Annotated in this window: 23 protein-coding genes and 1 riboswitch; of the genes, 3 read left to right on the top strand and 20 right to left on the bottom strand. The window is 38.1% G+C overall.

From position 1 onward, the window contains the following. Nucleotides 1-70 precede the first annotated feature (70 nt). From U9M49_RS17440 to U9M49_RS17430, 3 genes are all read right to left on the bottom strand, one after another. Nucleotides 71-541, bottom strand: coding sequence for a nucleoside deaminase (locus U9M49_RS17440; protein ID WP_251162997.1), 471 nt, complete (start codon nt 539-541; stop codon nt 71-73). An 18-nt stretch (nt 542-559) separates the two neighbouring features. Next, nucleotides 560-1,132 carry a hypothetical protein gene (locus U9M49_RS17435; RefSeq protein WP_322910290.1) on the bottom strand — a complete coding sequence of 191 codons (573 nt, stop codon included), beginning with the start codon at nt 1,130-1,132 and terminating at the stop codon, nt 560-562. 70 nt (nt 1,133-1,202) lie between these two features. Beyond that, complete coding sequence (locus U9M49_RS17430; RefSeq protein WP_322910289.1) at nt 1,203-1,898, bottom strand: type II CAAX endopeptidase family protein; 696 nt, start codon at nt 1,896-1,898, stop codon at nt 1,203-1,205. 80 nt (nt 1,899-1,978) lie between these two features. On the opposite strand from U9M49_RS17430, the gene U9M49_RS17425 reads away from it, so the two are divergent. Further along, nucleotides 1,979-2,692 carry a MerR family transcriptional regulator gene (locus U9M49_RS17425; protein ID WP_322910288.1) on the top strand — a complete coding sequence of 238 codons (714 nt, stop codon included), beginning with the start codon at nt 1,979-1,981 and terminating at the stop codon, nt 2,690-2,692. 11 nt (nt 2,693-2,703) lie between these two features. On the opposite strand, the gene U9M49_RS17420 is transcribed toward U9M49_RS17425, so the two are convergent. Genes U9M49_RS17420 through U9M49_RS17415 form a run of 3 tightly spaced genes read right to left on the bottom strand, consistent with a single transcriptional unit; the run spans nt 2,704 to nt 4,346 of the window. Continuing rightward, a complete protein-coding gene (locus U9M49_RS17420; RefSeq protein ID WP_416337105.1) occupies nt 2,704-4,050 on the bottom strand; it encodes a TrkH family potassium uptake protein in 1,347 nt (448 codons plus the stop codon). Then, entirely contained in the window at nt 4,031-4,162 is a 132-nt protein-coding gene (locus U9M49_RS22715; protein ID WP_416337107.1) for a hypothetical protein, read from the bottom strand. The genes U9M49_RS17420 and U9M49_RS22715 overlap by 20 nt, the downstream gene beginning before the upstream one ends. Further along, nucleotides 4,116-4,346 (bottom strand): hypothetical protein, encoded by a 231-nt coding sequence (locus U9M49_RS17415; RefSeq protein WP_322910286.1) that lies wholly within the window; start codon nt 4,344-4,346, stop codon nt 4,116-4,118. Before U9M49_RS17415 ends, U9M49_RS22715 begins: the two co-directional genes overlap by 47 nt. Before the next feature lie 422 nt (nt 4,347-4,768). Further along, a riboswitch (cyclic di-AMP (ydaO/yuaA leader) is annotated at nt 4,769-4,920 on the bottom strand. A 226-nt stretch (nt 4,921-5,146) separates the two neighbouring features. Here U9M49_RS17415 and U9M49_RS17410 point away from each other — a divergent pair. Continuing rightward, the gene (locus U9M49_RS17410) at nt 5,147-6,046 is read left to right on the top strand and encodes a 3-hydroxyacyl-CoA dehydrogenase (protein WP_095370937.1); all 900 of its coding nucleotides are present in this window, start codon (nt 5,147-5,149) and stop codon (nt 6,044-6,046) included. A 135-nt stretch (nt 6,047-6,181) separates the two neighbouring features. Continuing rightward, on the top strand, nt 6,182-6,490 hold the full coding sequence (locus U9M49_RS17405; protein ID WP_322910285.1) for a hypothetical protein: 309 nt from the start codon (nt 6,182-6,184) through the stop codon (nt 6,488-6,490). A gap of 120 nt (nt 6,491-6,610) precedes the next feature. Here the strand turns inward: U9M49_RS17405 and U9M49_RS17400 are convergent, their stop codons facing one another. The 14 genes from U9M49_RS17400 to U9M49_RS17335 all read right to left on the bottom strand — a co-directional run bounded on the left by U9M49_RS17400 (nt 6,611) and on the right by U9M49_RS17335 (nt 21,201). Then, the gene (locus U9M49_RS17400) at nt 6,611-7,579 is read right to left on the bottom strand and encodes an LLM class flavin-dependent oxidoreductase (protein WP_322910284.1); all 969 of its coding nucleotides are present in this window, start codon (nt 7,577-7,579) and stop codon (nt 6,611-6,613) included. A gap of 154 nt (nt 7,580-7,733) precedes the next feature. Beyond that, complete coding sequence (locus tag U9M49_RS17395; protein WP_095370940.1) at nt 7,734-8,003, bottom strand: hypothetical protein; 270 nt, start codon at nt 8,001-8,003, stop codon at nt 7,734-7,736. Nucleotides 8,004-8,078: 75 nt separating this feature from the next. Further along, nucleotides 8,079-9,491 (bottom strand): catalase, encoded by a 1,413-nt coding sequence (locus U9M49_RS17390; protein WP_322910283.1) that lies wholly within the window; start codon nt 9,489-9,491, stop codon nt 8,079-8,081. Between the two features lie 292 nt (nt 9,492-9,783). After that, nucleotides 9,784-11,664 (bottom strand): helix-turn-helix domain-containing protein, encoded by a 1,881-nt coding sequence (locus tag U9M49_RS17385; protein ID WP_322910282.1) that lies wholly within the window; start codon nt 11,662-11,664, stop codon nt 9,784-9,786. Between the two features lie 143 nt (nt 11,665-11,807). Beyond that, entirely contained in the window at nt 11,808-12,827 is a 1,020-nt protein-coding gene (dmpG, locus tag U9M49_RS17380) for a 4-hydroxy-2-oxovalerate aldolase (RefSeq protein WP_307315616.1), read from the bottom strand. Between the two features lie 16 nt (nt 12,828-12,843). Next, a complete protein-coding gene (locus U9M49_RS17375) occupies nt 12,844-13,719 on the bottom strand; it encodes an acetaldehyde dehydrogenase (acetylating) (protein ID WP_322910281.1) in 876 nt (291 codons plus the stop codon). Nucleotides 13,720-13,745: 26 nt separating this feature from the next. Then, nucleotides 13,746-14,495: an IclR family transcriptional regulator gene (locus U9M49_RS17370; protein ID WP_322910280.1), complete on the bottom strand. Its 750-nt coding sequence runs from the start codon at nt 14,493-14,495 to the stop codon at nt 13,746-13,748. A gap of 142 nt (nt 14,496-14,637) precedes the next feature. Beyond that, complete coding sequence (locus U9M49_RS17365; protein ID WP_095370946.1) at nt 14,638-15,927, bottom strand: MFS transporter; 1,290 nt, start codon at nt 15,925-15,927, stop codon at nt 14,638-14,640. 65 nt (nt 15,928-15,992) lie between these two features. After that, nucleotides 15,993-16,787 carry a 2-keto-4-pentenoate hydratase gene (locus tag U9M49_RS17360; protein WP_095370947.1) on the bottom strand — a complete coding sequence of 265 codons (795 nt, stop codon included), beginning with the start codon at nt 16,785-16,787 and terminating at the stop codon, nt 15,993-15,995. Nucleotides 16,788-16,847: 60 nt separating this feature from the next. Then, the gene (locus U9M49_RS17355; protein ID WP_322910279.1) at nt 16,848-17,705 is read right to left on the bottom strand and encodes an alpha/beta hydrolase; all 858 of its coding nucleotides are present in this window, start codon (nt 17,703-17,705) and stop codon (nt 16,848-16,850) included. A gap of 20 nt (nt 17,706-17,725) precedes the next feature. Further along, nucleotides 17,726-18,682: a 3,4-dihydroxyphenylacetate 2,3-dioxygenase gene (gene hpaD, locus U9M49_RS17350; protein WP_322910278.1), complete on the bottom strand. Its 957-nt coding sequence runs from the start codon at nt 18,680-18,682 to the stop codon at nt 17,726-17,728. A 34-nt stretch (nt 18,683-18,716) separates the two neighbouring features. Then, nucleotides 18,717-19,505 (bottom strand): FAD synthetase family protein, encoded by a 789-nt coding sequence (locus U9M49_RS17345; RefSeq protein WP_322910277.1) that lies wholly within the window; start codon nt 19,503-19,505, stop codon nt 18,717-18,719. 20 nt (nt 19,506-19,525) lie between these two features. After that, entirely contained in the window at nt 19,526-20,005 is a 480-nt protein-coding gene (locus U9M49_RS17340; protein WP_095370951.1) for a flavin reductase family protein, read from the bottom strand. Between the two features lie 17 nt (nt 20,006-20,022). Next, on the bottom strand, nt 20,023-21,201 hold the full coding sequence (locus U9M49_RS17335) for an acyl-CoA dehydrogenase family protein (RefSeq protein WP_322910276.1): 1,179 nt from the start codon (nt 21,199-21,201) through the stop codon (nt 20,023-20,025). Between the last annotated feature and the right edge of the window lie 1,009 nt (nt 21,202-22,210).

Here is a 22,210-nt window from a genome sequence, read left to right as displayed (position 1 = left end):
TCCTTTATGTAGATGTATCACTTTTAAGAATAATATATCCTTATGCAGAAAGTAAGGAATTTCCGTGAAGTCAATATGAAGTTCGATTGACTTGCTTACTCCAAGCATCAAAAGGGAGCTGTGATTGATTTAGTGTCAATTGTACAAAAGGAAGACCTCTATCTTTCGGGTCTATGCCAATCTCTTGGTAAATAAAATCATCATCAAAAAGCGCTTTTGCCGCATCTTTCCGATCGGCTGCGTAATACACATTTTCCAAACGCGCCCAGTAAATCGCACCTAAACACATGGGACAAGGCTCACAGCTTGTATAAAGAGTACAGCCTGTTAATGTGAAAGATTGTAACTTCGTACATGCTTCCCTAATAGCCATTACTTCCGCATGCGCCGTTGGGTCATGAAGATCTGTTACCCTATTCACACCTTTGGCAATCACCTTCCCGTCCTTTACAATGACTGCTCCGAAAGGTCCTCCTGCATTTCCTACGTTTTCTACTGCTAGATGTACTGCCTCTGTTAAAAATTGTTCATGATTACTCATCTCGTCCCTCCCATTTATTTAGGCTTTTTGTTTAATACCATGAGATTCTAACAGGATTTGCAACTGTTCATAAGCCTCTGTTGAAGTAACTAGTAAACTAACCTGACTCGAACGACCTGAATGAAGCTTCATCTCAAAACCATCATTTACTTTTTTATCAAAACCAAAATGACGGTTATTAATATCAATAGACTGAACTTCATAAGAATCAATTTTATGCCAAGGGATATACTTTAGCCCTTTAACAATCCCTTTTTGAAGAAAAACTAATTGGTTAAACAGAAACTCCATTTGAAAAAGAGGTACAAGTAACAGCAGATAATTCGTAACAACTAACTGATCGGAAAAAACAATAAACATGATCGCGATAAACACCATACATGTGATAAAAATATAAGTAAAGATACTGCCCTTCTGACTAGCTACCTTTGGCTCTGCTATCGGCCTTTGCGGCTCAATACGTATGTCTTCTAATACTTCATCTGGTAATGGGAATACCCTATTTTTCTTAATCTTAAAGAAAACATTAAATAAGCGATAATAATAAAAAAGTAATAACATAAGCAGTAAAATAGCAAATAACCATTTCATTCTATTCACCCCCTCTATTGTTTACGATTATTCGCTTCAAACGTTTCGTGAAAACTAAAAATTAAGATAATTAAGTAAAGGCAGTTAATAGAATCGCCAGTCCGTTAAAAACACTATGGATAACCATCGCAGGGTAGATGGAGCCTGTTTTCTCATAAGTCCAAGCGAAGATAAGTCCACTGAAAAAATTAACTGGTAATGTGTTATAAGTCGGTAAATGTACCACCGTAAAAATCATAGAACTAATGAGCATACTCAGTCCAATATTACATTTAGTCCTAAACCATTTGTAAATAAAGCCACGATACAAAATTTCTTCATAAATGGGTGACACAATGGCCGCAGATATAAATGCAATGAGAATCGTAAAACCATTCAGTTCTGCTGTTAATGAAGCGGTTTTCTTATTTTCTACGCCAACACCAAATAAATCCATAAGAATAACAAGCAATCCACTGCCCACAATTAGAAAAAAAGTCCATCCGATAATCGGTAGCCAATAGCTCTTAGCAAACGACTTCAAGCCAAGCGACTGCCAATTCAATCCATATGATTTAATCGTAATATAATAAAGAGCCACTGTAAAGGCAATTGCCATGATTAACCCTGTCAAAGTCCCCGCATATAAATCATTTTGAAATAACCGCTGCAATAGGTCTTGTGCCCAATTTTCAATGAATATCGGCACTATGATGAAGACAAACATCAGAATAAGTAAAAACGTTTGTATTGACCAGCGTGATTCTTTTGAAAATAAGGTATTCACTCCATTTACCCCCAATTTATTTGATATATTAAGAGTACCTGGTTACGTTACGTCATCTTCAAGTTCAAAGGAGAGAAAAGATGGATTATTTTTCGACGGGTAAAATTGCTAAAGATTGGTCCATTTCTGTTAGAACTTTACGATATTATGATGAAATTCAATTAGTCACCCCTACTTATAAAGATGATTATGGCAAACGTTTCTATACACAACTGGACTTACTTCGTCTGCAAAAAGTATTGCTATTAAAGAAAGCGAATATGTCGTTAGAAGATATACAAAAGCTCATTGACGAGACGACTGTATCATCAGTGCTAGATATCCACCTTCAAACATTGAAAGCGTCAATTGACGATATCGTACAAGCGCAAAAATATACACAAACTTTAAGGAACAGTGTAGATTTAGAAGGAGAGATTGGTTGGGAACAACTTCTTCCCTTAACGTTAAAAGAGAGTGAGGATCATACACCGCTAACAAAGGAATGGGAGACATCACTTCCCAAATTAGAGAATGATGATGGTCAAATTAAGAAATGGATGAATATTATTAAGCGCATAGAACTTTGTTTAAAAAACGGAGAAGCGCCTTCTTCTGACGTTGCCCAATTAATTGCGAGTGATGTGGAAATTTACTCAATGGAAATGTTCAACGGTAATCAAGCACTCTCTGAACAATTTTGGGAAGCACGAAGATCAAAAGAGCAATCAAAATCATTAAACTTATATCCTATTAAGCAAGAAGTTATCGAGTTTCTCGAGTCAGCCCTTACCTATATGAACAATAAAAGCTGACTCAATTATATTTAACCTGTCATGATATCTTCACTCGGATATCTTATCTTCTCTTGTCTTGGTTTGGCTAGAGAAAAGGCAAATGTTAAAGGCCCAATTTTTCCGAGAAACATAATAAATACTATAATAATCTTACCAATGTTAGATAGATCAGCCGTAATCCCCATAGAAAGCCCAACAGTCCCAAAAGCTGAGACCGTTTCAAATAATAATTTTAAAAACGGCTCTGGTTCTGTAATATTGAGAATAAACACAGCTAAGAAGATAAATAAGAAACTAATCATAGAAATGGCCAATGATCTAAATATGATGGTTTCTTTAATTGCTCTATTAGCAATGGTAATTTGCTGCTTTTGCTTTAAAAAACTGATAACTGATAATACGATGACTAAAAAAGTTGTTAACTTAATTCCACCACCAGTAGAGCCGCTACCCGCACCAACAAACATGAGAAGTAGCATGAAAGTAATGGTTGCTTCATGCATATTACCTATATCGATTGTATTGAACCCTGCCGTCCTCGGTGATGTCGCTTGAAAGTAAGCTGCCCAAAGTTTATCACTCATTTCAGACATAGCGCCTAATGTATGTGGATTATGGAACTCCATCACGAATATAACTAACATCGCAAAAGCATTGATAACTACAGTGCCGACAATCATCAGTTTTGAATGTAAGCTCAGTTTCTTAAATTTACGTTTATACCAAATATCCGCTAAAACAGTGAAACCAATACCGCCAAGAATGAACAAAGATGAAATAACAATATTAATAATAGGGTCCCCCACATATCCCATTAAATTATCAGGAAACAGCGATAAGCCAGCATTATTGAAAGCGGAAATGGAGTGAAAGAAGCTGAGGTACATACCCCTTCCCCAACCAAATTCAGGGACCCAAGTAATGGCTAAAAAACACATAGCAATTAATTCAATCGTGAAGGAATAAATGAATAAACTTTTTACTAATTTAATGATTCCACCAATAGATGTATGGTTTAATGACTGTTGAACTAATAACCGCTCCCTAAACCCTATCCTTTTACCAAGGAGCATAAAAATTAACACTGCAAATGACATGATCCCTAATCCACCAATTTGTATTAATGCAAGGATGACTAATTGCCCAAATAGTGTATAGACCGTACCAGTATCTACAACAGCTAACCCTGTTACCGTCATGGATGAAGTTGCTGTAAATAATGCATCTGTCCAAGTAACCTGTGTTGTCGTTGCAAATGGAAGTTTTAAAAAAATCGTCCCTAATATAATGAAAAACAAGAACACTAACAATAACAACTGAGATGGATTTAACCGAACGATTGCGTTGTTCATCTTTCTATGCTCCTTCTTTTTCAAAGCGTATAATGACTCTTTTTTTACCCACTACTATTAAAATATCATTCATCTGAATTGGTCCTTCTTCACTTGGAGAAACGGTAAAGTTCTGTTCTCGCCTGAATACCGACAATATGACAATTAAACCGCTTAGCAATTCGTAAATCTTTTAATTTACGCCCCCAAAATTTCTTTCCTACAAGCATTTCAGCGATGGTGTAATCATGAGCAAATTCAAAAAAATCAACCATTGAAAGTGTGACAATATTTCCTGCAACTCTTATAGTCATATCTCTCTTAATGAATGACTCGGTCAACACCTATCCTTTCTAACACTTTCTCATGAAAATTGTTATGCGCTTTGACCCCCATACCCTTCAGAAGAAAGGCTGTTAAAATCCTTCATTGCACATCTTCTCCAAACGAAATAAAAACATGATTCACCCCTTCTTACCTTAACGTGTGCTCATCTAGTGAATGTAAACAGCAACATTTGTAGAGAGGTCGCGATGTTTAATTACTTTCATTTCATCCTTATCTACTGCTAAAACTTCAACATTCATCTCTTTTAGTTCTTGTAGCATCGTTGCTCAAAATGCCCCAAACCAGACAAAGCAAAGGTTTTCTTTATAGGCTATCCCATCCTTACTATCGACTTGTGAGTACTTCAATGAGAAAAAAGGAACAGCAAAAAGACCACAGAGGGATCCCCCGTGGTCACGTTATTTGATCACAAGTTACCATCTTTTCTTAACGCTTACGAAGTTAGCTGTCGGATTAGGGTCAAGAATAACCCTTCCTTTTTACATTCTTTAAAGGATTCACCCCAAGTAGATTACCTCTACAAAAGTGGTTCCTCCGCTCCAATTAAGGATTCAGCGATTGAGATGATATTTAATTGATGAAGTTATATTACTCCCCTTTTTGTTATCTGTAAAGATAAAATAAAAAATGTTTACCAAACCATCCATTTACCTACATTAAATGAAGAGCCATGTTAACGAATAAAGATGTTTCAGTTTTACTTAACAATCCTTCTATAAGTCGAAAGTCATAGAAGGTAAGACTATGCCATAATGAAAATGTGAAAATAACTTTTTATAAAGAGGGGATTACAATGGGATTCAAACATATCACAGTTGCAGGTAGTGGGGTACTTGGCAGTCAGATTGCTTACCAAACAGCGTATAGTGGATTTCAAGTAAGTGTGTATGACATTTCTGAGGAAGCACTAGCAACAGCAAAAGGTAGAATATTGAAGCTGAAGGAAAGCTATAAAAATGATTTACAGGCAACCGATGAACAAGTCGATGCGGCATTCGAACGGATGTCTTTTTATACTGATTTATCTAAAGCTGTCGAGCAAGCTGATTTAGTGATTGAAGCTGTTCCAGAAGTGGTTAGCATTAAAGAAGACTTTTATACAAAATTAAGTGCAGTCGCACCGAAAGAAACAATCTTTGCAACGAATTCATCCACATTACTTCCTAGCCAATTTGTAGCTTTCACAGGGAGACCGTCACAATTTCTAGCATTGCATTTTGCAAATGAAATTTGGAAAAACAATACGGCTGAAGTAATGAAACACCCAGGTACAGACATGAATGTTTTTAACCAAATCGTTGAATTTGCAAGAGAAATAGGGATGGTCCCTCTACAATTGCATAAAGAACAACCAGGGTATATCTTAAATTCCTTACTCGTTCCATTATTAGAGGCAGGACAAATGTTATTAGTGAATGAAGTAGCTGACCCAGAAACCATTGATAAAACATGGATGATTGGCACTGGTGCTCCACTAGGCCCGTTCGCTATACTTGATGTCGTTGGAATCCGCACAGCTTACAATATCTCACAAGCAAAAGCCGATGCAACCGGCAATGAAGCCTTTAAAAAATTAGCTCACCTATTAAAAACGGAGTATATAGATAAAGGTAAACTCGGACGAGAAACAGGAGAAGGCTTCTATAACTATCCGAATCCAAGTTTTGCTGATCCTGAGTTTCTGAAAAGGTAACGAGGGCGCAATTGAAAAATTGATATCCTTAGAACCTTAGTATATTTTAGGGCGTCTAAAAAGTCGGCAATGAGACTTTCTGGATGCCCTTACTATTGTAAATGTTTTGCCCACTTGGTATATTTGGTGGAACTTGTGGTCTTATTTTCCGTTTTACCAACACTTTTCGGCGCTTTTCTTCCCACTTATGTTCGCATTTCCGCTTTGCCAACACTTCTCGGCGCTCTTCTTCCCACTTGTGGTCGCATTTCTCATTTGCCAACACTTCTCGGCACTTTTCATCCCACTTGGGTTCGCATTTCCAATTTACCAACACTTCTCGGCGCTCTTCTTCCCACTTATGTTCGCATTTCTCATTTACCAACACTTCTTCTCGCTTTTCATCCCGCTTGTATTCGTATTTCCTATTTGCAGGCACAACTCGTCACAATTAATCCCAGTTGAGTTGGTATTTCTGATTTGCGGAAAAACCTTCCTCTTCTTCTCCACCTTTACACTTGCCAACACATTTTTTGTTAGTTAAATTCTATTAATGCGTGTACTACTTGAGAGTTAACCACATCTTCAGAAAAACATTTCTGCAATGCGTTCATAAGATTGGCGTTGATCAGCAAAATGATAGGTGTTATTTAATAATAACCAGTGGTCACATTCATAAAGTTCGCTCCATTTGCTGAGCTCTTCTTTTACTTTTGCTGGCCCACCGATAATCATTCTTTTTCTATTCAATGCGATTCTTTTTTTATCTTCTGTTGTTAACCGCATTGCTTTTGCTTCCTCAAGTGTCGGAATCCGACTATCAATTCCTTTTTCCGTCCTTAATAACCATATATCTTGTGTAATGGCCATTTCCTCTGCGTCTTCATCTGTCGCACCACAAATGACAAATACAGCAGTAATCGCCTTCGGATTTACTAAAAAGCCCGGCTGAAAATACTCCCGATATTGTTTGTGGGCCTGCACGCCTCTTCCAGATTGAATAAAGTGACCAAAGACATAACCAATTCCAAGCTCTGCTGCTAGCTGGGCACTATTCTCCCCAAGACCCAGACTATAAAGCTGCGGCGATACCCTCGGCCTAGGTGTCGCTTGCACCGACTGATCCCCTGCGAAATAATGCAGCATTTGTTTTATTTTTTCAGGATAAATGCCCGTTTCATTCTTCACACCATTAGCTAAGGCTTTACGAATTCGTTCCGGTCCCCCTGGTGAACGTCCTACACCTGCCTCAATCCTACCTGGAAAAATTGATTGAAGTTGTAGCATTTGTGTAGCCACTTTATACGGACTATACTGAGACAATAAAATCCCGCCACTGCCTACATGAATGGTCTTTGTTTTTGCCGCTGCTGTTGCCATTAGGATTTCAGGTGCACTAGAAGTCATCCCTTTTGTCCCGTGGTGCTCAGCAAACCAATAACGCTCATATCCCCATTCTTCTGCCATCTGTACTTTATGGATTGTTTCTTCTACCGTTTCCTCAACTGACAAGTGACGTGGTCTCGGCATTTGATCAAGAATTCCTAAATGCATGCTTCATACCCTTTCTAAACGATCGTTTTAATAAAGAAAAGTATACCAGTCTGTTGACCAACTTCAAACGGAGTTGCTTGAATAATCGACTCCAAATAGGCATGCATCTATCTAATCTTTTCCAATCCATAAAAAAAACCAGCTGATAGCTGGTTTATTCGACTTCCACTATATCAGGACTGATTTCTAACCTCTCAGCAATTTCTTTCTTAATATCATCAGCTGAATTGAATTCAAAATCATAAAAGTGGTCCCATTCTTTCGCTGGCTCATAATCATTTAGAAGCTCCATATTTTTCCCGTAAAACAAAACGGTATCGACTCTTAATAAAGCGTCTGCTGCTTCCTTCTGATCATTATCGTCTGTAAAATATTCTTCCATCTCATCCTGTAATACGACTTTCACAGCTGTTAATTCTGCCATTTTATATCGCCTCCATCTCTTACGTATTAATTACCTCGTAACAGATTATTTTAAACGGAGGTTATGCTGAGAATTTTAGACATGCTTGGCAATCGCTTCCCCAAGTTCTGAAGAAGCTCGGTGAAAATATGACAATACCACTTCTTTTATATCTTGATCAATCCCTTTTAAATCTGCAGCAATATTATTGACTAAATGTTCTTTCTCTTGTGGACTTAAAGCGTGATAAAATTCTCCAGCCTGCGCATAATCATTTTGTTTTATTAAATCACTTCTTTGTAATTTCCCTTCAACAAATCGGCCATCTCCACTTGTCACCTGGTTGGCAGGTGTCCAATCTGCTTGGCCATTTACTGGCAACTTCCTAAACCCAGGTCCGATTCTTCTTCTTTGTGAATCGCTATAAATATTCGCTCTACCTTGAAGCATCTTATCATCGGATAACTCCGCTCCCTCTAACAGGTTAACAGGTGAAAAAGAGACCTTCTCTACTTCTTCCATATAATTTTGGGGGTTTCTATTTAAAACCATTCGACCAACTGGTACCAATGGATACTGCCTTTCATCCCACACTTTCGTATCATCAAGCGGATCATACGATAACTTTTCCTCATCCATGGGATCCATTAATTGAACGTATAATCCGTACTCTACTGTTTTGCCAGATGCAATGGTATCAAAAAGATCTTTCCCAGCATAATCTGGATTCTCACCGGCTAGTTTGCCCGCTTCCTGCCTCGTAATATATTCAATACCTGCAAACGGATACCAATGATATTTCACATATTTCCTTTCTCCCTTCGCATTACGCCAGACATATGTATTCACACTATGTCCTGGGATATGACGCAAACTTTTCACTGTTCCAGCATCTGAATATAGATGGACAACAAAATTTAACGACTCTGGTGCTCGTGCTACAAAGCTCCAGAAGCGATTGGGATCAATTAAATTATTGACTGGAGATGGTAAAAACGCTTTAATCGCCTCAGGGAAACGAATCGTATCACGCACAGAGAAAACAGGAATATGATTACAAATTAAATCAAATATCCCCTCTTCTGTATAAAACTTAGTTGCAAACCCTCTTACATTCCTTGATGTATCAGGCGTTCCTTTCGTACTCACTGCTAATGAAAACCGCACCATTACAGGTACTTGTTGACCAGGACGCTGTAGGAAACTAAGCTGTGTATGTTCTTTCATTGAATGCACCGTTTGAAAATAGCCAAAAGCACCGAATCCTTTGACATGAACAGGTCGTTCAATGATTTTCTCATGGATAAATTCTTGCAGTGTTTCATGTTCTACACTATCCTGTTTTAAAATAGGTCCTCTTTTGCCAACAGTTTGTGAATGAAGCTTTGCAGGTTCGTCCCCTTTCCATTTATTTATATCCCTCTCTTCCACTTTTTCTTGCGCTTGACTTCCTCGACTATTGAAATGAATCTTTGCTTGTCGCTCGTGTTTTTCGTTGTTTTCGTCCATAATTCCCTCCATATTCTTCTATGTCTTCCTGTTAATTTAATATGAAGGACAACTTCGTTTTATGTTACTTTCTATAACAACTTTCTTAGAATTCTATCGAAGCATACAAGCTGATCATTACAACGAACATTAAATAGATAGGAGTACTTTATTAAAAAGTGGAGGGAGTGCCTTCAATATGACTTATTAAAAGTTTGACCCTTAATATTATCCGTTTAATGGAAATACCAGACGTTCAATTACATTAAACAACCACCAGAACCAACTCTGGTGGGGTAATATAATCATCTACTTAGTTCATTTTCAATTCTCCTAAAGCAATTAAAGATTGCATAATCAAGAATAGTTGATGTGTTTCTTGAGGATTACGCAAATCCTTATCTAATGTATGTTCAATCTTTCGAATGCGATGGCGAAGACCGCTCATAGATAAATTCAGATCTGCTGTCGTTTGTTCCAATTTTCCTCCGTTTAGTAAAAACACATATAAGGTTTGCAATAAGTCCACCATCTTGCTATCCGATAAATCATATAGTGAGCCTAATTCCTGCTTGGCAATTGTTTTTACCCCAGCTGTATTTTTAGAATTAATCAGAACACCAACGATTCCTAATTGTTTAAAGGACATCATATTTTCCTTTGAAGATAGTCTTAAAGAAACAAGGGCTTCTTCATAGTGTTGATGGGCACTTGTAATCTCATTTCCTTGATTGCTAAGACCAATTGTAAATTCACCATTAGGAAAGTCCGCACGTAAGGTCTTCATTAATGGGCGGAAGAATGTTTCATGATGCTCATATGAAAGTGCCGCATCAGGGATCAGAATGATTAGATGATGATCACGCATATTGATTAATACACTTTTCTTTTTTTCACTAAAGTATTGAATCATCCATTCATATATATCTTCCTGCAACTGAAATTCTTCCTCAAAGGATTCTGTACCAATACTAAAATCGATCATGACTAAGAAATAGGACTGTGTTAAATCGATACCCGTATATTTACCCCTTTTAATAATCTCTGCTTTAGACGTTTCTCCTTCTAATATACGTTCAAGGAAACTACCCTTCATTCTTTCTAACGATTCAAATCGAGTTTTTTCATTTAATAATATAAGGGAAGCAGCATTAGCAAATCGTTCCAGTAATAAATAGTCAGATTCATGACTGTTATCTATCATTGGTTCATAAACAAATGAGCAGTACCCTTGAATTTTCTTTTGCACTAAAATTGGAGCCATCAGCCTTGTTTGCTTTTCAGTATGGACGATTCTCTTTTGAAAAAACAATGGATAGGTAGGGGGCTTTTCTTCCTTATCATTCATAGGAAATGAAAAATATTGCTTCATATCATCCGTCAGTTCACCGCATTCATCTGGAGATAAGCCTGCACTAGACATTTGATAAAAATCAATAGACTCTATCACAATTGGTATTTTCATATGATCGTAGACAAGTTCAGTAATTTCTTCTAAACTACTGCCCCCAGAAATCTCTTCAGTTAATTTACTTTGAAATTCAGCCAGTTTTGTTACAAAATTACGTTGATCTAATAATTGTTCATATGTATAAGCTAACTCTTTAACGATGGGGATTTCTTCATATGGAGAATGAGCATCTTCACCCTCCATCTCCCATTGTTCTTGCGATTGGATTGTCCATTTGCATTCAGCATCACCCTTCGCCACACAACACGTTTCTTTTACTAGCAACGACACACCTGTGATAGTAGTCATATAGCCGCTTGCATAACCTACTAATGTATGACATTGAGGTGTATCACTATAACCATGTAGTCGTATATGCTCTTCAGCCTCATAAGAACCATACCAAATACCCTCCGAATAGAGAGATTTCACATGCTGATTGTCTTCACACATTGTTAAATGGCATATATGCTTCACACCTGTAATTTGTCCATTTTCCTTATGATACAGGGGGCCGTGCTTGATTAAATAAGGAACCGAAGTATGCTCTTTCATTGCCTTTTTAGCATCCTTCACACCATTCTCCCATCCAAAAGAAAATAAGAAACTTTTTAGGCGTTCAAAACCTATATGCTTAACGAGTTGATGACGCAAAATACCTAGTGATGCCGATGGTGTCGAAACAACTCTTTCATGTCCTTTTGTAATAGGATTGATTGAAACTTCATCAACAACAATATGCATAGATAACCTCCTAAAGCGCAAGATTGAAAGCGCAAACATTTCTATTTTTATAAAAAAAGGGGAAATTTCGCCCCTTCCAGTCTATTTTATTAGAAAATTGAAACATTCGCGAGTTTTGAAACGAAGGTTCGCTGCTTTGAACTTTAGACGAATGTTTTTACTTTTGCTAATTCTGCCGCCACATCAACAATCATATCTTCTTGCCCGCCGACAACTTTTCGGTTACCTAGTTCAATTAAAATATCTCGTGCATCTAAATTGAACTTTTCTGCTGCACGCTGGGCATGTAAAGCAAAACTAGAATAAACGCCTGCATATCCAAGAACTAAACTATTTTTAGTAATTTCTTGAGGAACAGGTAAGATCGGTGCCACAACATCTTCTGCTAGATCCATCATTTTATAAAAGTCCACACCTGTTTCAATGCCCATCCGATCTAATACACCTACTAACACTTCTGTTTGCGTATTACCCGCACCTGCTCCGAGACATCGTACACTTCCATCGATTCTTGTTGCGCCTGCTTCAATGGCAGCTAACGTATTTGCCATTGCTAATGAAAGATTATTATGAGCATGGAAACCAATTTCCACACCAATGGTTTCTTTCATTGCTTTGATTCTTGTTGTTACTTGATTTGGTAATAAAGCTCCAGCTGAATCAACGACATAAACAATATCGGCACCGTAACTTTCCATTAGTTTTGCTTGTTCCACGATTTTCTCCGGTTCTGCCATATGAGACATCATTAAGAATCCAACCGTTTCCATTCCAAGCTCTTTGGCAGCGTAAATATGTTGGGCAGACACATCTGCTTCTGTCACATGTGTAGCGATACGCGCCATCTTCGCCCCTAGTTGCTGGGCTTGTTTCAATTCTTTAACTGTCCCTATACCAGGAATTAACAACACAGCAACCTTTGAAAAGTCAGTTACAGCAACAGCTGCTTCTATTAATTCAAACTCATTTGTTTTTGACCTGCCATATTGCAAAGAAGATCCCGCTAGGCCGTCTCCATGAGCTACTTCAATATAAGGCACCTTAGCCTCATTCAAGCCTTTGGCAATCTTCTCTACTTGCTGAACAGTATATTGATGTGAAAGCGCATGACTCCCATCTCGCAATGCCACTTCCGTTAATAATACCTTTTGACGTTCGGTCATATGAATCTCTCTCCTTTTACTGTGTAATTAAATTCTTTGCAAACTCTTCAGCTACCTTTACGCCAGCCGCTGTCATAATATCTAGATTTCCTGAATATTTAGGTAAATAATCGCCGGCTCCTTCCACTTCTATAAAGATAGTTACTTGATTACCGTCAATAATTGGCTCCGTCCGTAATCGGTAGCCTGGCACATAGCTCTGCACAGTTTTTTCCATATCAGCAATTGATGCCTTAATCTCTTCTTCCTTCATCGTCCCCTCTTCCACTAACGTGTAGACGGTGTCTCTCATGAGTATTGGCGGTTCTGCTGGGTTTAATATAATAATAGCTTTCCCTTTTTTCGCTCCACCCACTTCTTGAATCGCCCTTGAAGTTGTTTCAGTAAATTCGTCGATATTAGCCCTCGTACCAGGTCCGGCACTTTTACTTGAGATTGTCGCAACGATTTCAGCATAGGCAACTGGACTCACTCGGTTCACCGCATGTACCATTGGTATAGTTGCCTGACCGCCACATGTAATTAAATTGATATTCGCAGCATCTAAATGTTCCTTTGAATTAACCGGGGGAACAATCAACTTACCTACAGCTGCTGGTGTCATATCAATGACCTTCTTACCTGCTGCTTTTAAAGCTTTTGCATGACGAATATGCGCTTTTGCTGATGTCGCATCAAAAACAATATCTGCAAGTTCCGGCTGTTCTAAAAACCCATCAATCCCAGTATCAATGGCGACATACCCTAATTCCTTCGCACGTCTTAAGCCATCAGAATTTGCATCAATACCTATCACCGTTGTAAGTTCTAAAATGTCTGATCGACCTAATTTAATCATCAAATCTGTTCCAATATTACCTGATCCTAAAATCGCTACTTTTACTTTACTCAAACCTCAGTTCCCTCCTTAATTTCCTTCTAATATCCAAGTGTAGTTGAAATTTCATTGGCAGCAGTTTTAATTCCAGTAATAACCTCTTGTTGATGTCCCTCATTTAATCGTACTGTTGGTACCGCACAACTAATGGAACCAACTACCCTTCCTTGATAATTAAAGATCGGGCTTGCTGTACATATAAGACCGATTTCAATCTCCTCGTTATCAACAGCGAATCCCTGCTCTTTCACTACAGCTAATTCCTTTACTAATGCTTGCTTAGTAACAATGGTATTCTCAGTGAACGACTCTAAAGTAAGGGTTTCGATGATTTCTTCTTGTTCTTTTTTTGGTAAAAAAGCCAATATCGCTTTCCCTACTCCCGTACAGTGAAAGGGTGCCCTCCTACCAATCTGCGAATAGATTCGTAAAGAATGAGTACCTTCCTTCTTTTCAATGTAAATCGCTTCACCTTGCTCAAAAGATACTAAATGCACCGTTTCTTTTAGAGTAGTAACAAGCTTATTGATGATTGGCCTCGAAACTTCAGCGTAATCGAGTTGGTTCTCAACAATATGACCTAGTTGAAAAAGCTTCATACCTAAACGATACTTACCACTTTCCTCATTTTGATAAAGATAACCTTTCGAGGCCAAAGTTTTTATTAAACCATGTACCGTGCTTTTAGAGAGTTCCATGGCTTCCGCTATTTCTTTTACACTTAACTCTTTTTGACCATTAAGGAATAATTCTAAAATGTCTGTTGCACGCAAAACTGATTGTATCGTCATACATCCTCCAACGTTCGATAATATCGAATGGTATTCATTAATATCATATTAAAATTGTAGGATGTTTTCCTTTTGTTTGTCAATATAATTATTCTGATTTTTTATTTTTTTCAAAAACTAATTGTAACCGCATTCATTTTCTTTATGCTACGTTTGATTGAATATTCTCATCTTTATTTGGCCGGACAAATAACCAGACAAGTCCACCGCAAATAAGGAGGATTATACCGCATAATTGAAATGCCATATGAAAGCCCGCTGCTTGTGTTGCAGATCTTTCAATAAGAAGACCAGTAATATAAGGACCAACGATTCCTCCTAAAGAGGTAAACGCCATAAACCACCCTTGCACTTTACCTATATGCTCTTTTGAGACCATACTCGAAAGAATAGTCGGACCAAGCACAAGTGTGATACAACCGAAAGTAAGCCCTAAAGAAAGAAAGGCAATCACCAACATATTCGCATTTAGTAATGTTCCTATAAAGTAACTAACTGCTCCCGCTAGCATCACCGGACCCAGTACAAACACTCGACCCTTCACGATACTTTTCGTTTTCTTAAATAATCGATCTGAGACAGTAGAGAAGGTGATTTGAGAAATGGTAATCATTATCCATGGGAGTGCTGCTACTATAGATAAGGTTTCTGCACTCAATTGACGGACATTTTCCAAGTAATTAGGAAGCCAATTTAAACCAATGGTAAAAGACCAATACGTTGCAAAACCACAAATGGCAATAAGAATAAAGTTTTTTGACCTTAGCACTGGTCCAAATTTACTTACTGCTGTTTGTTGGCCTTGTTGGCGATTAGCCTTGTATTTTGCTATTGCTTCTTTGCGATCATTTTCTGCAATCATTAGCCAAAATACAACCCAAATCAAACCGACAATACAAGTTGCTAGAAATGCCGAACGCCAACCAAATTGAGTGATTAATGAAATAAGTATAGGTGCCGACATAGCTACCCCTAAAGGACCACCTACAGAAACAAGTGTTAAACCTATCCCAAGCTTCTCTTTTGGTAGATATTTTGTTGCAGCAGTCATAGCGAGTGAATAAGATGGTCCCTCCCCTGCGCCTAGTATAATGCGTGTTATCAATAAAAAGGTAAAGCTTGATACAAATAGGGTAGAAAACTGCACTGTCGCCCAAACAATTGCCATACCAGCAATAACAATTTTTGCACCGAATCTGTCAGCTAACGTTCCCCCGATAATAGCAAAAATAGAATATAAAAAGAAAAAGGCACTTCCAATGATCCCCCACTGTTCAGCATTCAACCCTAATTCTTCCATCAGAGGAACAGATGCAAATCCAATAATCGCTTTATCTGCATTACTAATCACTGTCAGTAAAAATAATAAAATAATAATTAGAATAGCCTGACGCGAGATTTTACCTTCTTTCGTACGAGGATTTTTCGCCATTTAGATGACCTCACTCTCAAGATTTTTAAGATAAAGTAAGCGAAGGACTACGCTCCGCTATGTTTTTAAAAACTCACTTCTACACTCACAAGTCCACTAAATTCTGCTTTAAATGAATCGCCTCTCTCCACAGGAATCGCTGCAGATAATGCACCTGATAAAATGACTTCTCCTGCCTTCAAGTGAACACCATAGTCAGACAGCTTATTAGCTAACCAAGCAACACAAGTTATCGGATTACCTAATACATCCGCACCATAGCCTTTATTAATCAATTTGTTATTTTTGTATAACTTCATTTCCATTTCTTTTAGCTTCACACTATCAACAGCATATCGTTCTTCACCTAAAACAAATTGGGCACTTGAGGCATTGTCAGCAATAGTATCTTCCAGTTTAATTCGCCAATTTTCGATTCGACTATCCACAATTTCTAAAGCAGGGATAATATAATCAGTGGCTGCTACAACATCGGCCTCTGTTATGTTGGGCCCCCGCAAATCATGCTTCAATACAAACGCAATTTCTCCCTCAATTTTCGGCTCAAATAATTTATCCATAGGAATGGCCGATTTTTGCATGGTGACATCCATGCTACTTAATAAATGGCCATAGTCTGGCTGATCAACACCTAAGGCCTTTTGCATAGCTAGAGAGGTTAAACCGATTTTCTTCCCAACTATCTTTTCTCCTTGAGCCAACTTCACATCAATATTTTCCATCTGAATCTGATACGCCTCATCAACTGATAGTTGCTCGATTTCATCTGTTAATGGCTGGAGGGATTTCTTTGTTTCCTCCGCTTCTAAAAGCGCTTGAGCAGCTTCTTTTAGTTGATCATTTAACTGTAGTGTCATCATTGAACCTCCTTCTATATGGAAAGACCCCGCCACTTTGTTAAGAGACGGGTGTATAAATATTTATTTAGATACCACTTGTTTTTTTAAAAAATCAATAGTCACCTGATTGAATTCTTCCGGTTTTTCCCATTGTGGCCAGTGGCCAGCCTCATTGATTACTGTCAGTTCACTCCCTGGAATCATCTCTTTGATCGGTTCTGCTTCTTCTACTGTTGAAGTTGGATCATGGTCAGTCCAAGCAAGTAATGTTGGTACATTGATTTTGCCACACCATGATGGGTCCCAACTAAATTGTTTTCTTGCTTCGATGTTTTGCAAATGGACAATATGATGGACAGCTTCCTGATAAGCAGGTTGAGTATAAATATTGTACCGAGATTCAATTAACTCATCTGTTACTTGTGATTTATCATACATTAACCATTCTAATCTCGTTTTCACATTTTCATAGTTTGCTTCAAGTACAGCTTTTAATGTTGACGCTTTTAGCCCTGCCATAACTTCAGGTTTGTTATTCACATTACCAGGAGTATTGAGCACCATGGATTCCACATAGGACGGATGGTGAGCAGCAAACCAGGCAGCCACCCATCCACCAAGAGACTCGCCAGATAAATATACTTTCTCTAAATCAAGCGCTTTGATTACAGCTAATAAATGGTCACTGTAACTATCAATGCCGTACGGATAGTCTGGCTTTTCTGTATATCCATGACCTAACATATCGATACATATCACGCGGAAATGCTCAGCCAATCCTTTGATATTTCTTGCGTAAGCCTCGATGTGCCCCCCTGTACCATGTAAAAATAAAAGAGGCTCTCCTGTTCCCGATTCTAGTACTCTCGTTTTCACCCCATCTGCATCGACAAAATGAAGTTTAAATTCGATATCTGCTAAATCGTTCCAAATAGACATATAATCCTCTCCTATTCTCTTTATTTTGTCACTTTCTCTTTCATCCACTCATCATTCACTGGTGTTGTTTCAAAGAAAGAATCCGGCACTGATGGTCCCCACCATAAACGACCCTTTGTATCATATTCTTCCTTGGTCCAGCCAATTGGTGGTAAATCAGTATCACGTTTATAATCACCAGAATAAATCTCAATACGATGACCGTCTGGGTCTCTTACATATAAGAAGAAGGCATTTGTTACCCCATGACGACCTGGTCCATAATCGATATTTGCGCGGTAGCCTGCGTCTGCAAGTAAGTCAGCCGTTTTCACAACGGAAGAAATACCGTCTACAATATAAGCAATATGATGCAGAGATGTTTCTTTATGTTGGACAAGGGCTACGTCATGTGTAGATGTTTTCGCTCTTGTCCATGCAGCAAATTTCCCCTCATCTCCTTGAACATATTCTGAAATGCTAAAGCCAATTGCTTGCCAGTATTCTAATGCTTTATCTACATTTGTTACACGCAGGTTCATATGATCGATTGCTACTGGCGGTATACCACGATGTAAATGGGAGTACCTCATTGGCAAGGCATCTACTCCGCCACTTTTGTTCCCTACATTAATCTCTTCCATTGCATGATAGAATTCAACCGGATGACCATTTGGCTCAGCTACTTTAAGTACCGGCCCTTTTCCTGGGTGGATACTATTCTCGACATATTGAGTGGCAACTCCCATTTCTTGATGTTGCTTCTCTAACTCTCTTAAATACTCAGGACTAGATACACGTAGACTAAAACTACCAAGAGCTGCTTTTGGCTTTTGCGTTAAAATTAAAGAATATCGATCAAATTCATCAATAGCACGCAAATATAGACTTGACTCTGTTCTTTCCACTTCAATAAACCCTAGTACATCTACATAAAAGTCTTTAGACTTATTTAAATCTGTTACAAACAGCTCGATTTGCCCTAAACGAAGAATCATTACTCTTCACTCTCCTATTTATCAATATATTGATTTAACTAATTTGTTCTTTTGCATCTGTTTTTTTCAACCAATGAATGCTTAATTCTTTTGGTAAGGTCTTGTTCGATTGCCATTCTACTTCTTCTTTGCTAAGGACTTTGACTGTATGCATATCCCCTTGGCAATTCACTTCATATTCACCAAGTGCAGGTAGAGTATAAAAAGGTTTAACCCAGTACGTGCTACCGTTCCTTTGCAACTTCACTTGATACGGCCTACCAAGAAGCGCATTTGCTAAATCTACTTCCCCCTGCTGTAAACAGCTGCGGATATAAGAGGAACTAATTTTCAACCCATTTCTGCTCAATTTTGAAACAGATGTTGTCGTTATTTGATAGCCTGAATCAGTTGCTAATCTGGCCATATGTCCGACTCCCTTGTTACCATAATGAAAGTCGAAACCAGCAACTGCATGTTTAACGCCGAGAGTGAGTAAATATTGCTCAACAAATGCTTCTGGGGAAAGGCTAGCAAATGCATGATTAAATGGAACGATATAGAAAAGATCGACACCAAGAGAACTCATTCTCTTTTTCTTTTCCTCTAATGGCATCAAATAAGGAAAGTCAGATCGCTTCATTAACACCGTTTTCGGATGAGGAAAGAAACTCATGATTGCTAGTGGCAGGTTGCGTTTATTTGCTTCCACCTTTGCTTGGCGAATGACTTCTTGATGACCAAGGTGAAGGCCATCGAAAAATCCGAGCGCCATCACACATGATTCTATGTTTTTACCTAATACGCCATGGAGCTCTTCCTCATTTAAGACGATGGTTTTCATCTGACTTCCCTCCTTTATTGTTAAGAAATTGGCTCTTCTACTGCTATCATTGAACGGTATTTGCCGTTAAAGAATAATAACGGATCTTTTTCTTCTAAATACACATCCTTCACGCGACCAATAAATAACGTATGGTCACCTTCTACATGTGTGGCCGATACTTCACATGCCATTTGTGCCACTGCCCCGTCAATGACCGGCATGTCATTTAATCTAGCGAATGACACTTCCTTTGTTTCCTTTAACTGTCCAGCAAAATTCATAGACAGCTCTTTTTGATCATCAGCCAAAATATTGACGGTGAATATCCCACTATCTTTAATTTTCGAAAGGATATTCGCTCTCTCCCCAATAGAGATAACGACTAATTTAGGATCAAGTGATACCGACATAAAGGCATTAGCCGTCATCCCATGAACATTCCCATTTGTTTCGGTTGCAATCACCGTTACACCGGTGGCAAATTTACTCATTGCATTTCTAAATAAACGATCATCCATCTTTACCTCTCCTTTCATTAACCTCTGACGCCACTCTCAAATCCAAATAAGTCTTGCCCGTAAGCAGCAACAGAATCTTCATAAAGTGATGTTTTATGTGTAGCCACGGATAAAATATCACGGATAAACATTTCTAAAGTTCCACCTTTATACAGTGCAGCACCACCAAGTGTTAACATGGCACGAACAGCGATATCTGTACAAAGCTTTATAATTTTAGTTCTAATGGCAAAAAACTCCCCGAGCGGTGTCATTTCGCCATCCTTTTCGTAATTTTCTAATAAAGAAATGTATTGAGCCATCAACCCTTTTGCTGCATGCAAATCAGTAGAAATTTCTGCTATTACACGTTGACTTCGAGGGGACTCACTTTCTCTCATCCCATCCATCAAACGAACACGCTTTTCCGTTAACACTTTAAACTCTTCAATCACTCTTTCCGCACCACCGATAGCAATCGCTGGGAATCCAATATAAAATGCCGGATAAAATGGCACATGATAAAACGGATAACTTTTATCATAATCTTCTTCTGGTGGCCTTCTTGTTGATTCCGCTTTTTCTAAATCGAGAATACGCTCTTTCGGTACGTACACATTATCTACAATGATTTGGTTACTTCCCGTCCCTCTTAATCCAAAAGTATCCCAATTTTTAACGATTTCAACCTCAGATGTTTTCAAAATGGGTAGGCAGACTACTGGTTTATCACGTCCTGGTAATTGAACTTTCACCCCTACGCCAACCCAATCACTATGAAGAATGCCACTGACAAAATTCCATTTCCCACTAATTCTTAATCCATCTCCATCAGGTTCTGCTGTACCTAATGCTGCAAAGATATCTGCAATCAATCCACCTTGATTGACTACTTCATCTCTTCCTGCTTTCGGTAAATAAGATGGTAATGAATTGTGTAAAGGGTAAAGGAAGGTTAACCAAGCAGCAGAAAGATTATAATTTGCCACCTTTTGAATCACTTTTGCAAAAGTAGATAAACTCGCTTGTGGCCCACCATATTCCCTCGGTAACATCATCCTTGAGATTTGTGTTTCTTTTATCAAATTCACAACATTTGCTGAAACCGTGGCATTCTTATCAGCCTCATGTGCTTCTTCTTCAGCGAGCATACCAATCTTTTCGGCTCCCTGTAATAGCGCTTCTTCCGTTATATTATCCACCGTATTAACATTCATTGTTACTCACCCCGTTTATGAAATATAAAAACAATTAATTTGATATCGCTTACATTGTTGATTCGAAATTTTCTTTTAATTAAGTTTCTACTGTTAGTGTAGTGAAAAATGAAAATTCAAACTAGAACAAAAACTGTTCATGATTTTTGATTTTTTCGTCTTTATTTGTTCATGCCGGAAAACTTTTTTACAAAATAACTGGCGTAAAATGAAAAAGAAGCGTTCAAATGAAGAACGCTTCTTTTTTGTGATTTTATGAAAATATCGTCTAATAATACAGAGAGGAGTTGCTGTGAAAATCAACTATTAATTTCCATTGGGCACCATAGTAGAGGATTCTTGTTTGTGATGCTCTCGACTCTGGAACCTTTCCTGGCAGCAGCGAAGAATGTACAAAAACAAATATCTGCTAATAAATTTTAACTCACAATTTCACTTGCTTTTCTTGTACCATTTTGCGCGTAAACACAACATGCACGCAGTTCTTTACCTTTTACCTCCATATCAGTCGCGGTTTTCCCTTTTATGCTACTTATCTTTGTGTTTTTGTTCAGATCAGTCGCTATCTCCTCTTTTTCACTACTTATCTTTGTGTTTTTGCTCAGATCAGTCGCGATCTCCTCTTTTTCACTACTTATCTTTGTGTTTTTGCTCAGATCAGTCGCGATTTCCTCTTTTATGCTACTTATCTTTTAGTTCTTGTTCAGATTAGTCGCGATTTCCCCTTTTTCACTACTTATCTTTGTGTTTTTGCTCTGATTAGTCGCGATTTCTCCTTTTTCACTACTTATCTTTGTGTTTTGTCTCTGATTAGTCGCGATTTCTCCTTTTTCGCTACTTATCTTTGTGTTTTTGCTCTGATTAGTCGCGATTTCTCCTTTTTCGCTACTTATCTTTGTGTTTTTGCTCTGATCAGTCGCGATTTCCTCTTTTATGCTACTTATCTTTTAGTTCTTGTTCAGATTAGTCGCGATTTCCCCTTTTTCACTACTTATCTTTGTGTTTTTGC

It is taken from the genome of Cytobacillus sp. OWB-43 (genome assembly GCF_034651445.1).
Taxonomy (GTDB): domain Bacteria; phylum Bacillota; class Bacilli; order Bacillales; family Cytobacillaceae; genus Cytobacillus; species Cytobacillus kochii.
Note: the sequence above shows the minus strand (reverse complement) of the source record. Positions and strands in the feature narration are given on the sequence as shown.

What these genes read in the sequence shown, in the direction of transcription:
- U9M49_RS17440 (WP_251162997.1), bottom strand. Translation starts at nt 541, where the DNA reads ATGAGTAATCATGAACAATTTTTAACAGAGGCAGTACATCTAGCAGTA.
- U9M49_RS17435 (WP_322910290.1), bottom strand. Translation starts at nt 1,132, where the DNA reads ATGAAATGGTTATTTGCTATTTTACTGCTTATGTTATTACTTTTTTAT.
- U9M49_RS17425 (WP_322910288.1), top strand. Translation starts at nt 1,979, where the DNA reads ATGGATTATTTTTCGACGGGTAAAATTGCTAAAGATTGGTCCATTTCT.
- U9M49_RS17410 (WP_095370937.1), top strand. Translation starts at nt 5,147, where the DNA reads ATGGGATTCAAACATATCACAGTTGCAGGTAGTGGGGTACTTGGCAGT.
- U9M49_RS17400 (WP_322910284.1), bottom strand. Translation starts at nt 7,579, where the DNA reads ATGCATTTAGGAATTCTTGATCAAATGCCGAGACCACGTCACTTGTCA.
- U9M49_RS17395 (WP_095370940.1), bottom strand. Translation starts at nt 8,003, where the DNA reads ATGGCAGAATTAACAGCTGTGAAAGTCGTATTACAGGATGAGATGGAA.
- U9M49_RS17390 (WP_322910283.1), bottom strand. Translation starts at nt 9,491, where the DNA reads ATGGACGAAAACAACGAAAAACACGAGCGACAAGCAAAGATTCATTTC.
- U9M49_RS17385 (WP_322910282.1), bottom strand. Translation starts at nt 11,664, where the DNA reads ATGCATATTGTTGTTGATGAAGTTTCAATCAATCCTATTACAAAAGGA.
- dmpG (WP_307315616.1), bottom strand. Translation starts at nt 12,827, where the DNA reads ATGACCGAACGTCAAAAGGTATTATTAACGGAAGTGGCATTGCGAGAT.
- U9M49_RS17370 (WP_322910280.1), bottom strand. Translation starts at nt 14,495, where the DNA reads ATGACGATACAATCAGTTTTGCGTGCAACAGACATTTTAGAATTATTC.
- U9M49_RS17365 (WP_095370946.1), bottom strand. Translation starts at nt 15,927, where the DNA reads ATGGCGAAAAATCCTCGTACGAAAGAAGGTAAAATCTCGCGTCAGGCT.
- U9M49_RS17360 (WP_095370947.1), bottom strand. Translation starts at nt 16,787, where the DNA reads ATGATGACACTACAGTTAAATGATCAACTAAAAGAAGCTGCTCAAGCG.
- U9M49_RS17355 (WP_322910279.1), bottom strand. Translation starts at nt 17,705, where the DNA reads ATGTCTATTTGGAACGATTTAGCAGATATCGAATTTAAACTTCATTTT.
- hpaD (WP_322910278.1), bottom strand. Translation starts at nt 18,682, where the DNA reads ATGATTCTTCGTTTAGGGCAAATCGAGCTGTTTGTAACAGATTTAAAT.
- U9M49_RS17345 (WP_322910277.1), bottom strand. Translation starts at nt 19,505, where the DNA reads ATGAAAACCATCGTCTTAAATGAGGAAGAGCTCCATGGCGTATTAGGT.
- U9M49_RS17340 (WP_095370951.1), bottom strand. Translation starts at nt 20,005, where the DNA reads ATGGATGATCGTTTATTTAGAAATGCAATGAGTAAATTTGCCACCGGT.
- U9M49_RS17335 (WP_322910276.1), bottom strand. Translation starts at nt 21,201, where the DNA reads ATGAATGTTAATACGGTGGATAATATAACGGAAGAAGCGCTATTACAG.